Annotated in this window: 10 protein-coding genes; 4 read left to right on the plus strand and 6 right to left on the minus strand. The window is 60.4% G+C overall.

Annotation, left to right across the window (positions count from 1 at the left end; translation table 11 throughout):
• Positions 1–95 precede the first annotated feature (95 nt).
• Positions 96–1,502: a type VI secretion system Vgr family protein gene (locus PSH91_RS17325; RefSeq protein WP_305466293.1), complete on the plus strand. Its 1,407-nt coding sequence runs from the start codon at positions 96–98 to the stop codon at positions 1,500–1,502.
• Between the two features lie 189 nt (positions 1,503–1,691).
• Positions 1,692–2,240, plus strand: coding sequence for a cytochrome b (locus tag PSH91_RS17330; protein ID WP_305466295.1), 549 nt, complete (start codon positions 1,692–1,694; stop codon positions 2,238–2,240).
• A 6-nt stretch (positions 2,241–2,246) separates the two neighbouring features.
• Here PSH91_RS17330 and PSH91_RS17335 read toward each other — a convergent pair whose 3' ends face one another.
• Together PSH91_RS17335 and PSH91_RS17340 are read right to left on the minus strand one after the other, a co-directional pair.
• Positions 2,247–3,155: a 1-aminocyclopropane-1-carboxylate deaminase/D-cysteine desulfhydrase gene (locus PSH91_RS17335; RefSeq protein ID WP_305466296.1), complete on the minus strand. Its 909-nt coding sequence runs from the start codon at positions 3,153–3,155 to the stop codon at positions 2,247–2,249.
• A 199-nt stretch (positions 3,156–3,354) separates the two neighbouring features.
• The gene (locus PSH91_RS17340) at positions 3,355–5,394 is read right to left on the minus strand and encodes an FAD-dependent oxidoreductase (protein WP_047228491.1); all 2,040 of its coding nucleotides are present in this window, start codon (positions 5,392–5,394) and stop codon (positions 3,355–3,357) included.
• A 210-nt stretch (positions 5,395–5,604) separates the two neighbouring features.
• Between PSH91_RS17340 and PSH91_RS17345 the strand changes: the two genes are divergently transcribed.
• Entirely contained in the window at positions 5,605–6,735 is a 1,131-nt protein-coding gene (locus PSH91_RS17345) for a carbon-nitrogen hydrolase family protein (protein WP_305466298.1), read from the plus strand.
• A gap of 4 nt (positions 6,736–6,739) precedes the next feature.
• Complete coding sequence (locus tag PSH91_RS17350; RefSeq protein ID WP_305466299.1) at positions 6,740–7,777, plus strand: AraC family transcriptional regulator; 1,038 nt, start codon at positions 6,740–6,742, stop codon at positions 7,775–7,777.
• Positions 7,778–7,818: 41 nt separating this feature from the next.
• Here the strand turns inward: PSH91_RS17350 and PSH91_RS17355 are convergent, their stop codons facing one another.
• The 4 genes from PSH91_RS17355 to PSH91_RS17370 all read right to left on the minus strand — a co-directional run bounded on the left by PSH91_RS17355 (position 7,819) and on the right by PSH91_RS17370 (position 11,626).
• Complete coding sequence (locus tag PSH91_RS17355; protein ID WP_171061343.1) at positions 7,819–7,965, minus strand: hypothetical protein; 147 nt, start codon at positions 7,963–7,965, stop codon at positions 7,819–7,821.
• 116 nt (positions 7,966–8,081) lie between these two features.
• On the minus strand, positions 8,082–9,032 hold the full coding sequence (locus PSH91_RS17360) for a DUF2242 domain-containing protein (RefSeq protein ID WP_047228494.1): 951 nt from the start codon (positions 9,030–9,032) through the stop codon (positions 8,082–8,084).
• A gap of 221 nt (positions 9,033–9,253) precedes the next feature.
• A complete protein-coding gene (locus tag PSH91_RS17365; RefSeq protein ID WP_076383968.1) occupies positions 9,254–11,125 on the minus strand; it encodes a SurA N-terminal domain-containing protein in 1,872 nt (623 codons plus the stop codon).
• Positions 11,126–11,350: 225 nt separating this feature from the next.
• On the minus strand, positions 11,351–11,626 hold the full coding sequence (locus PSH91_RS17370; RefSeq protein ID WP_047228496.1) for an HU family DNA-binding protein: 276 nt from the start codon (positions 11,624–11,626) through the stop codon (positions 11,351–11,353).
• Positions 11,627–11,646 lie beyond the last annotated feature (20 nt).

Below are 11,646 nucleotides of genomic sequence, written 5' to 3' on the forward strand. Positions count from 1 at the left end.
CTGTAGGGAGTTTCTGAAATGGCGATTTGGGGCCCCCTTTCCTCCTGCGGTTTCGTACTCTCGTGAACTTATCTCCCCTGCCAGTAAGAACCGCGATGCGCAACGAATCGGAAAGTCCTTTCAGCCTGACCCTCACGCAAAGCGACTTGCGCCTGCAAGTCCTGAGGTTTAACGGTCGCGAAGCGCTTAATCAGCCATACCGTTTCGACCTTGAATTGATCGGGCTGTCGCCGCCGATCAATCCCGACACGTTGCTGGACCAGCCTGCCTTCCTGCGCCTCGATGGCGAATGCGGTGTGCATGGCGTTGTGCACAGCGTCGGCGTGACGAGCCATGCCCCACAGCGCATCGGCTATCGCTTGACGCTGGTGCCGTACCTCCAGCGCCTGGAACAGGGCCCACGGCGACGGGTATTCTACCGGCTTAGCGCTGTGCAGATCCTGCATCGACTGCTGGAAGACAATGCGCTGCCGGCCCACAGCTACCGCTTTGAACTGCCCCATGGGCAGTACCCGTGCCGCCCGTTCTGTATCCAGTACGAGGAGAGCGATCTGGAGTTGCTGCACCGGTTGTGTGAAGAAGAAGGCATTCATTACCACTTCGAACACACCGTTCATGGCCATGTCCTGGTGTTCGCCGAAGACCCGAAAAGTTTTCCCGCCCGTCCGATCGAACTGAACCTGCGCCCTGATCCCGGCCAGCAACCAGCCATCAGGCAGGTGTACCAGCGACACTGCGCAATGACCCATGGCCTGCCGGCCGGCTTCAGTGATCGCGACACAAGCCAAGCCGGGGACAGCGCGGCCAATCACGCCTTCGAAGGTGAAAATCACGAGACGATACGCAGCAGTCCGACGTTGGCTCATCGCTACCAGGCCGGCCGCCGCAGACTTGAGCGGCTGCGCTGTCGACAGCGGGAAATCCAGGGCCAGAGCCACCAGCCCTTCCTGCGCAGCGGCCATATCGTGCAGATCAGTGAACACCCGGAGTCCACTTTCAACGACCAGTGGCTGATCACCGATATCCAGCATCGCGGGCGGCAATTTTCCATCCTTGAAACCAACCTGTCGCCCATACCGGCGACCCGCGATTACCGTAACCGGTTTTCGGCCATCCCATGGTCCACCGTATTCAGGCCTGCCCTCAAGCATCCAAGACCCTGCATCCCCGGCTATCACCTCGCGTACGTACTCGACCCTGGCGATCAGCCGACACGCCCCGATCAACGCGGCCGTGTCACGGTCAGCCTGTGGACCCCGGATAACGAAGGCATCACGCTGCCGGTGTCACGCCTGACGCTGAATGAACGGCCCGTCCTGAGGATCGGCAGCGTAGTGCTGGTGAGCTTTCTCGATGGTGACCCCGACCGACCGGTGCTGTGCCTGGGGGTAGGCGATGTCGGCGGTGGGCAGCCCGCCATACAAACGAAACCGGTGCAGGGTCAAAATGACACAAGGCTGCTATTGGACTGGCTCCTGAATCCGCCAGACCTGACACCCTGACCTCCTTGCGTGACCAGGGCGCTTACTCCCGCGCGGCGGCGCAACAGCCGCCATCCTGTGAATGCATTGATCGGGGTTGTCCATACTGGCGAAACTGATCTGGCTCAAGCGAACCCGAAAAAACGGGCTTACAGTAGGAGCACTACGCCGCATAAGACGGTGCTCTACCTGATGACTGGAGATACCTGCATGCCCTGGAAAAGCTCGGAAAACCGCTACAGTACCGTCACGGTCGCCCTGCATTGGCTGATGCTGATTCTGCTGGCCGTGGTTTATGCCTGCATCGAACTGCGAGGGATATTCCCCAAAGGCAGTGACGGCCGGACCCTGATCAAAGAAGCTCACTTCATGCTCGGCCTGACCGTGTTTGCGCTGGTCTGGCTACGCCTGTTCGCCCGCAGCATGGGGAAGACTCCAGCCATCTTTCCCGCCTCGCCTGCCTGGCAGACCTTCCTTGCCCACCTGATGCACTGGGCGTTGTACCTGTTCATGATCGCCATGCCATTGCTGGGGTGGCTGATCACCAGTGCCGAAGGGCATCAGGTGATGTTCTATGGTTTCGACTTGCCGCTGCTGATCGATCAGGACAAAGACTTTGCCAAACAACTGGAGGGCTGGCATGAGTTGGGGGGCACCATTGGCTACTGGCTGATTGGCCTGCATGCCCTGGCGGGTCTGTACCACCACTACATCGTGCGCGATAACACCCTGCTGCGGATGATGCCCAAACGCGGCTGACGCCCGTTATTCAAACCCTCGGCGGCCTTGCAAGCCGCCGGTGTGAACGAAAATCAAGCGGGTGCCGCGGCTAAACTGTCCGGCCTCGACCCGGGCCTTGAGCAGCATCAACGCCTTGCCGGTATACAGCGGCTCCAGTTCGATGGCGCCAGTGGCGTGGATGAAGGCGACGAGTTCGGCGTCGATCCGGGCAAAGCCGCCACGGCTGCCGTCGAACAACTCATAACGCGGGTTGCAAAGACCTGCTTGCCCCACGATGCTTTCGACCTGCTGCGCCACGCCGTGATCCGCAGGCACAGCCAACACGCCGTAGACCGGGTGCTCCCCCGCTTCAGCCAATACCAGCCCCGCCAGGGAGGTTCCGGTACCGCAGGCCAGCCACCAGCCGTGGTAATCCACCCAGCCCAACGCCGCCAATTGTTCACGGGCCCCGGCCACCCAATCCATGCAACCCTGCGCGCCGGACAATCCTGAACCGCCCTCAGGCACCGGATGCAGGTGCGGGTATTGCGCCTGCCAGGGTTGCCAGAAATCCGCGGCGTGCCGCCCTCGGTATCCGCCATAACCCAGCCAGTGCAGATCCATGTCGAACGCTTTGAGGTCAAGGACCGTCGGCGTTTCCTGGGGATGGCCGCGCAGCAGCCCGACCGTTGGGAACCCGAAGCGCTTGCCAGCCGCCGCCAGCGCATGCAGATGGTTGGAATAGACACCGCCCAGGCTCATGATCCCCTTGGCACCGGCCTCATGGGCAGCGCGCACATGGTGAACCAGCTTGAACCACTTGTTGCCGCTGATCAGGGGGTCAATCTGGTCCAGACGCAGCACCGCCACTTCAACTCCGGCACGGGTGAGCCAGTCCAGATGAAGGAGTTCCAGGCGGGGTTGGGGGTGCCAGTCGAGGCAGGAAAGCAACATTGCAGCAGGCCGAATCGGGACGAGCCGCAAGTTTAACAGCTAGGTCGCGGATGACCTCAGTGCCTGTGTTCATTGCAACCCCTTGTGGGAGCGAGCCTGCTCGCGATGGCGGTGGGTCAGTAAACACTCATGCAACTGACTCATCGCTATCGCGAGCAGGCTCGCTCCCACAGGGGCTCAGCCCCCGAAGATTCGGTCTTTACAACTGCGCCGCCAATCGCGAACCCTGATTGATCGCCCGCTTGGCGTCCAGTTCTGCCGCTACGTCGGCACCGCCAATGAGGTGGACGGTTTGCCCTGCGGCTTCCAGGCCTTGCTGCAACTCACGCAACGGATCCTGGCCGGCGCAGATCACGATGTTATCCACGGCCAGCACCTGCGGCTCGCCGGTTTCACCGATGCGGATGTGCAAGCCTTCGTCATCGATTTTCAGGTACTCGACGCTGTTGAGCATCTGCACCTGCTTGTTCTTCAGGCCCGTGCGGTGAATCCAGCCGGTGGTCTTGCCCAGGCCGTCGCCCACCTTGGATTTCTTGCGCTGCAACAGGAACACTTGCCGCGCCGGGGCATGGGGCTCGGCTTTGATACCCGCCACACCGCCGCGCGCCTGGAGCAGGGTATCGATCCCCCATTCTTTCCAGAACGCTTCACGGTCCTGGCTGGTGGCAACCCCTTGATGGACCAGGAACTCCGACACGTCGAAGCCGATACCGCCGGCTCCGATCACCGCGACGCTGCGGCCCACTGGCTTGCGCTCCAGAATCACATCCAGGTAGCTGAGGACCTTGGCATGCTCCACCCCGGGAATCGCAGGCACCCGCGGTGCGATACCGGTGGCCAGGATGATCTCGTCAAAACCGCCCGCGACCAATTGCGCCACATCCACCCGCGTGTTGAGACACAGCTCGACATGGCTGGTCTGCAATTTGCGCTTGAAATAACGCAGGGTTTCGAAGAACTCTTCCTTGCCCGGCACCCGCTTGGCGATATTGAACTGGCCACCAATTTCGCTGGCCGAATCGAACAGCGTCACCTGATGACCCCGTTCGGCCGCCACGGTAGCAGCGGACAAACCGGCCGGACCGGCACCGACCACAGCGATTTTTTTCACCTGGGTGACCGGCAAGTAATTGAGCTCGGTTTCATGGCACGCCCGCGGGTTCACCAGGCAACTGGTGAGCTTGCCGCCAAAGGTATGGTCCAGACAGGCTTGGTTACAGCCGATGCAGGTGTTGATTTCATCCGCGCGCCCGGCGGCAGCCTTGTTGACGAACTCCGGATCGGCCAGGAAAGGCCGCGCCATGGACACCATATCGGCGTCGCCTTCGGCCAGGATCTGCTCGGCCACTTCCGGGGTGTTGATGCGGTTAGTCGTGATCAGCGGAATACTCACTGAGCCGCGCAGTTTGGCTGTGACCTTGCTGAACGCCGCCCGCGGAACCTTGGTGGCGATGGTAGGAATCCGCGCCTCGTGCCAGCCGATACCGGTGTTGATGATCGTCGCCCCGGCCTGCTCGATGGCTTTGGCCAACTGAACGATTTCATCCCAACTGCTGCCACCTTCCACCAGATCGAGCATCGACAGGCGAAAGATAATGATGAAGTTGGGACCGACCGCCTCACGCACCCGACGCACGATTTCCACCGGCAGGCGCATGCGGTTTTCATAGCTGCCGCCCCAGCGATCGGTGCGGTGGTTGGTATGGGCCGCCAGGAACTGGTTAATGAAATAACCTTCCGAGCCCATGATCTCGACACCGTCGTACTCGGCTTTCTGGGCCAGGACCGAACAGGTGACAAAATCACTGATCTGCTTTTCGATGCCCTCTTCGTCCAGCTCCTTGGGCTTGAACGGGTTGATCGGTGCCTGGATCGCGCTCGGCGCCACCTGCTTGGGGCTGTAGGCATAGCGCCCGGCGTGGAGAATCTGCATGCAGATCTTGCCACCGGCCTCATGTACGGCACGGGTCACAATCTGGTGCTTGAGGGCTTCTTCCTCGGTGGTCAGCTTGGCCGCGCCGGAGTAAACGCCACCCTCGTCATTTGGCCCGATTCCGCCGGTGACCATCAGCCCCACGCCGCCACGCGCGCGCTCGGCAAAATACGCCGCCATGCGCTCGAAACCACCGGGCTTTTCTTCAAGACCCGTGTGCATCGACCCCATCAGGGTGCGGTTGCGCAACGTGGTAAAACCCAGGTCCAGCGGGGCCAGCAGGTGCGGGTAATGAGGGGTGGTCATCGATAACTCCACAACGGGCGATCACGGAAAAAAATGCGGAGGCTCTGCGGCTTCCATCAGTCATGCCAGACAGCCTAAGAGCGGGAAGCTGCGTGCTCAATGGCCGTAACTGACAACTTAATGATCCAAATGCGCAACGCCCCTTGGCAACACCCCATCGTGGGCCCTACCCTAGTCAGTGAATCCGCACACGGCCGCTGACTGTTTCCCATGCGCAAATTTCTGTACCTGCTGTTGTCACTGGCCTTGATTGCCGCCCTGATCACCTACGCGCTGTGGACGGTGGATCGTCCGGCGGGTCATTACCTGTCAGACCTTCGCATCAACCTGGCGGTGAACCAGGGCACCCCTGCCGATCAAGGCAACTTGCTGGGCATCCAGCCCGAACTGTTCCCCACCGACTACCAGAGCCCCGAACGCCTGCACCGCAAACTGGCGGCCTATCTGCAAACCGCTCGTGACCTGGGCTTGCTCAATGACAAAACCGTGGTGGTCTTGCCCGAGCACATTGGCACCTGGTTGATGGTCGCCGGGGAAAAAGACGAGTTGTATCAGGCCGCCACGTTGAAGGAAGCGATGAACTGGCTGGCGGTCAGCAACCCGCTGGCGTTCATCCAGGCGCTGGTCAGCGCAAAAGGTGACAACCGGCTGGACGATGCTTACCTGCGCATGAAAGCCGACACCATGGCCCGTGACTACCAGGCACTGTTCGGCGGACTCGCCAAGGAGTTCGGCGTGACTCTGGTGGCCGGCTCCATCGTGCTGCCCGAGCCAAGCGTCAGCGATGGCCAACTGAAAGTTGGCCGGGGCCCGTTGTACAACAGTAGCGTGGTGTTCGGCCGCGACGGTCGGCCGCTGGGCCAGCCACAGCGCCAACAGCACCCCATGTTCGAGCAACAGGGCGTGCTGGGGCCAGACCATCCGGACACAATCAGCGTCGTCGACACCCCTGCCGGTCGCCTGGGCGTGCTGATCGGCAGCGACAGTTGGTACCCGGTTCTTTATCGGCAGTTGAATGAACAGGGTGCGCAATTGGTGGCAGTGCCTGCCTTTGTCAACGGTCGCCATACCTGGGAAAAACCCTGGGGTGGCTATAGGGGCCTGTCCACACCGAGCGAAGTCAGCCTCAAGCCTGGGGAAGTGAGTGAAGGCCAGGCCTGGCATCGCCTGACACTGACCAGCCAGCCGCCCAGCAGCCAGGCCAGGGGCGGCGTCAGTGTCTTCCTGCGGGGTCAGTTCTGGGACAACGGTAGCGCCGGGCAGAGTTTCATCAGCCATGACGGCGAGCATTTTCCCGACGGTGAAGCTCGTGGCGCCCGTCTGCTGAACCTGTGGCTGTAACACCATGAAACCGCAACCGATGCGACTGGGAGACTTGTCAGTCAGCTTCGTCCATAGCCTGGCCGATGCGGTTGCCAGCCATGGCCACGATCCCCAGCCTTTGCTTGAACAATACGGTCTGGATGCGGCACGCCTGGCCGAGCCCGGGGCTCGTCTGTCGATCCCGCGCTACATGCGCCTGGGGCACGCCGCCATCCAACAGACCCAGGACCCTGCCTTGGGTTTGCGCATGGGCCAACTTAGCCGCTTGAGCCAGGCCGGGCTGGCAGGCGTGACGGCGGCTCAGGCACCGACGGTGCGCGAAGCCGCGCGGTGCATGATCCGCTTCGAGCCGCTGTACGGCTCCAACTATCGCGGTCAGTCGAGTTTTCATGAAGATGCCCGAGGCGCGTGGCTGCGGTTCTATTCCATCAGCCCCTATAACGCCTACAACCGCTTCGTCGTGGATTCGATCATCGCCGGCTGGCTGGCGCAGCTGTCCTGCGTGAGTGCTGTCGCGTTGAGGGCTGAACGTGTGGAAATCGAGTTCGAAGCACCGGTATACCTGGAGGCCTATCGCGCGCTCGGTGACTGCCCGATCCAGTTCGGTGCCGAACATAATCAGCTACGCCTGGGACTCGACAGTCTCGCCCAACGCAACCCCCAACATTGCCCCGGCACCTGGCGACACCTGGTTCAGTTGTGTGAACGGGAGCTGGAGCAATTGACGCGCACCCGCAGCCTGCGCGAGCGCATCATCCAACTGCTGGGGCCCTTGCTCAACGGCGGTCGGGAACCCGACCTGGAAGAAGTGGCGGCGCGTCTGAAGCTGCCGACCTGGACACTGCGTCGCAAACTGGCCGAAGAAGGCACGCAATTTCGCGCAATCCTCAACGACACTCGCCGCGACCTGGCCATGACCTACATTCGCGACACTGAACTGGCGTTCGGTGAAATCGCGTACCTGCTGGGGTTCGCCTCAGCGGAAGCCTTTCAACGCGCCTTCAAGCGCTGGAACAACCAGACTCCGGGCGAGTTTCGGCGCAGTCGTAGAAGCAGTTAAGCTGCAAACCTGCCGCTGATAACGTGCCGTTTTTAGCGGATTTACAGCTCTGTCGCATCCTCGGCGGGTTCCAGGGGATCAAGCTCATACGCCTGATATTCCAGCAGCTCTTCCTGATAATCATCCATCTTGAATCCTTCCCATAACGTAACGTTGAAACCGATGCCTGATGGCGCTGGAATCAGCATAAAGCCGCTTTATGAACAAAACATGAAGCAAAAGCTTCATGAATTAAACGTAGCACAGCGCTGGGAAATTACTGCGTGCAGGTGTGGCAAGGGATTTCCACCCTTGCCACTGAGCATCAAGAGGCGGGAAGCGGCTGGATCGGCTCGGAGGGGGCCGGCAAGGCGCTGGAGGGTGGCGGTGTAATGGCTTGCGTCGACGACTCAGGCTCTGATAGTTGAGGCTCGCTGGGTGCGATGGGCGCGGGCTCTGCCGGCGGCGCGACCGGCTCCGAACTGGCCGGAGAAGTCTCGGCAGGCGCGGGCGTGGCCTCCTCCACCGGCGCGACTGGCGCTGGTGCCGGTTCGGGAGCCGATTCGGGAGCCGGCTCCGGCTCTGGAGCAAGAGCAGGTACAGGAATCGGTGCCGGCTCTGGTGCAGGAACAGGCATCGGTGTCGGCTCCGGAGTAGAAACCGGTGACAACGCCGCCGGCTCGACCTGGGGTTCCGGAACGCCAAGCTCAGCCTTGGGTTTTTCGGTTTCTTCCACGGGTTTCTTCGCCTCGGGAGGCAGGAACAACTCCACGAGGGCAAAGAAACGCTCATAGAACTTCGCCGACGACACGGTTTCGCTGGCGACCTTGACCATCGAATCATCGGACGAGCCGATCGGCATCGACACCGATCCCAGCACCCCCACGCCCAAGCTGGCGGAGTTGTTGGTTTTCTTCAGCGCATAACGGTCCTGCAAGGCGTTGGCAAACATGGTCGCACGGTGTCCGGGACCACTGTCTTGCGCACAGACCAGATTGAAGCTGATCTCCATATGGGTTTCGCCGGTCTGCTGAAAACTCTTGTGACCGCTGACCAGCTTCGGATCGCTACTGGTAATGATGTAGCCCTGGCTGAGCAATGCCCGGCGCCCGGCTTCGCAGGTCGCCGCATCATTCACTGAATAGGAACGCGAGAACGTACCGGAGTCATCGAAGTTTTCATGCTCGTAGATAGCTGTTTTCTTCGACGAGCAACCGGCTGCAGCGGCCAGCACCAGTGCCAGCCCGACGGTGCGCATAGGGAATGATTTGAACATTGAACATCCTGAGGAAAACGATCCGGGGCGTATTGTGCAACAGAACGCTGCCAGGCCGCGTGGCTAATCTTGTCTCAAACGGGTTACAAGTCTACTGGGGGTTATTTGCGGGAAAAAGACGCGAATTCGGTGGAGCGACGAAGATACTGCCCGATGCAACAAGCAGACACAAAAAACCCGGCCTTTCGGCCGGGTCGTTGTGGGGCAAACCATCAGAGCACTTAGAAGCGCTCGATGTCCGCCTCACTCTCCAACTGCTTGCGATAGGCAGCGAAGTCCTGCTGGCCGACACGAGAAGCGAGATAACGGCGGTATTGCGCCTTCTCCTCATCGCTCGGTGCCGCCGCTTCGTTCACGCCGTTCAAGCGCACGATGACCAGACTGCCATCGGGCAACGTCACACTGCTGAACGTCGGCTTGTCTTTCGATTCGGGTTTAGGCATCCGGAACAATGCCTGCAACACCGCCGGATCAATCCCTTCCTGGCTTCGAGTCGCCGCCTCGATGACCTTCCATTTCTGACCGTCGACAGGTTGATCCAGGGCCGTCTTGCCATCGCGCAAACCGGCAATCAACTCCTCGGCCCGGGTCTTGGCCGCCGCACTGGCATGTTCCTTCGCCAGTTGAGCGCGAATGGCCCCGTCCACGCTTTCCAGTGGCATTTGCTCGGGCTTGCGGTGCTCCTTGGCACGCAGCACCACCACGGTTTCCGGGTCCAGCTCGATGGCGGTGCTGTTTGCACCCTCATCCAGTACCTCCGGGCTGAACGCGGCGCTCACCACGGCGCGGTTGGCCGCGATCCCCTCCCCACCCTCACGGCCGAACGGCGCCGAAGTGTGGACGGTCAGTTTCAGGTCCTGAGCCGGCTGTGCCAGGTCGGAGGCTTCGAAAGAGGCATCCTCCAGTTGCTTGGTCGCCTCCACGAAACGCTGCTCAACCTGCTGGGTTTTCAGCTCGCGAACAAGCTTGTCCTTGAGGCTGGCAAACGTTGGCACTTCAGGCGCTTCGACTCCCAACAACTTGATCAGGTGAAAACCGAAATCGGTACGCACCGGTGCCGATACCTGATCCTTGCTCAACGCATACAGAGCCTTTTCGAACTCCGGATCGTAGACACCCGGACCGGCATAACCGAGATCGCCGCCGCTGTTCGCCGAACCTGGGTCCTGGGAGAACTCCTTGGCCAACGCCTCAAACGATTCGCCTTTGGCCAAACGAGCCTGAATCTCTTCGATCTTCGCCTTGGCCTGGGCTTCGGTGACCTTGTCGTTCACTTCGATCAGGATGTGCGCAGCACGACGCTGTTCGGACAGGTTCGCGATTTCTTTCTGATAGGCCGCTTGCAGGTCTTCATCCTTGACGCTGACCTGATCGAAGAAAGAAGCCTTCTTCAGCTCAAGGTAGTCGATGACCACCTGGTCGGGCGTCATGAATTCCTTGGCATGCTTATCGTAGTAAGCCTTGACCTCATCATCGGTCAGTTTGACCGTCGACGAGTCGGCCTGGATATTCAAGGTGGCGAAATCCCGGGTCTGTTTTTCCAGACGGGCGAAGGCCAACACCTGGGCGTCGGTGACAAAACCACTCCCCGCCAGACCTGCGCGCAACTGGCCGATCAGCATCTCCTGAGCCAGCATCTGACGAAATTGCATGCGGCTGTAACCCAGCTGGCGGATCACCTGATCGAAACGCTCGGCGCTGAATTTGCCATCGACCTGAAACTCAGGCGTTTGCAGGATCACTTGATCCAGCGCCGCTTCGGAGAAAGCGAATTTCGAATCTTGCGCGCCTTGCAGCAACAGCTTGCGATCGATCAGGCCTTTGAGCGCTGAGTCGCGCAGCATTTTTTCGTCCAGCAACGAAGCGTCGAAATCCTTGCCCAGCTGTTGCATGAGCTGGCGGCGTTGCATGTCGACCGCCTGGCTCAGCTCGTTCTGGCTGATCTCTTCGCCGTTGACCTTGGCTGCGTCATTACTGTTGGTGGTAGCTTGAAAAATGGCATCGAAACCGGTCAACGCCATCAATACGACGATGACCCCGATGATGGTTTTGGCAATCCAGCCTTGTGAATTGTCCCTGATATTCTGCAGCATGCGTCCCCCAGAAACGGTTGAACTTCAAATTTAGGCAACCGTGGAGCGTGGGTAGAATCCGGATAGAAGAAAGGCGCATCCGAGGATGCGCCTTCTCGTAACTGGCGGAGCGGACCGGACTCAAACCCGCGAGTCCTGGCGTGACACACCGGCTACAAACCGGCTGTATGACCGCTCCGCTGCCAAGCCAGGCATGACCCCGACCCGGATAAACTCGGTGAAACCTTAGTCGTTAACAGCTTCTTTCAATGCCTTGCCAGCTTTGAAACCAGGCTTTTTGGCAGCAGGGATTTCCAGCGTTTGGCCGGTCTGCGGGTTGCGGCCGGTACGCGCTGGGCGATCAGTCACGGAGAAGGTGCCGAAACCAACCAGAACTACGGAGTCGCCGGCCTTGAGAGCGCCAGTGACGGATTCGATTACAGCGTCCAGCGCACGGCCAGCAGCAGCTTTCGGGATATCAGCGGATGCAGCGATAGCATCAATCAGTTCCGACTTGTTCACTCTAAGTCCCCTTATATCTA

This window comes from Pseudomonas sp. FP1154 (genome assembly GCF_030687245.1).
Lineage (GTDB): Bacteria > Pseudomonadota > Gammaproteobacteria > Pseudomonadales > Pseudomonadaceae > Aquipseudomonas > Aquipseudomonas rhizophila.

What these genes read in the sequence shown, in the direction of transcription:
- PSH91_RS17325 (WP_305466293.1), top strand. Translation starts at nt 96, where the DNA reads ATGCGCAACGAATCGGAAAGTCCTTTCAGCCTGACCCTCACGCAAAGC.
- PSH91_RS17330 (WP_305466295.1), top strand. Translation starts at nt 1,692, where the DNA reads ATGCCCTGGAAAAGCTCGGAAAACCGCTACAGTACCGTCACGGTCGCC.
- PSH91_RS17335 (WP_305466296.1), bottom strand. Translation starts at nt 3,155, where the DNA reads ATGTTGCTTTCCTGCCTCGACTGGCACCCCCAACCCCGCCTGGAACTC.
- PSH91_RS17340 (WP_047228491.1), bottom strand. Translation starts at nt 5,394, where the DNA reads ATGACCACCCCTCATTACCCGCACCTGCTGGCCCCGCTGGACCTGGGT.
- PSH91_RS17345 (WP_305466298.1), top strand. Translation starts at nt 5,605, where the DNA reads ATGCGCAAATTTCTGTACCTGCTGTTGTCACTGGCCTTGATTGCCGCC.
- PSH91_RS17350 (WP_305466299.1), top strand. Translation starts at nt 6,740, where the DNA reads ATGAAACCGCAACCGATGCGACTGGGAGACTTGTCAGTCAGCTTCGTC.
- PSH91_RS17355 (WP_171061343.1), bottom strand. Translation starts at nt 7,965, where the DNA reads ATGCTGATTCCAGCGCCATCAGGCATCGGTTTCAACGTTACGTTATGG.
- PSH91_RS17360 (WP_047228494.1), bottom strand. Translation starts at nt 9,032, where the DNA reads ATGTTCAAATCATTCCCTATGCGCACCGTCGGGCTGGCACTGGTGCTG.
- PSH91_RS17365 (WP_076383968.1), bottom strand. Translation starts at nt 11,125, where the DNA reads ATGCTGCAGAATATCAGGGACAATTCACAAGGCTGGATTGCCAAAACC.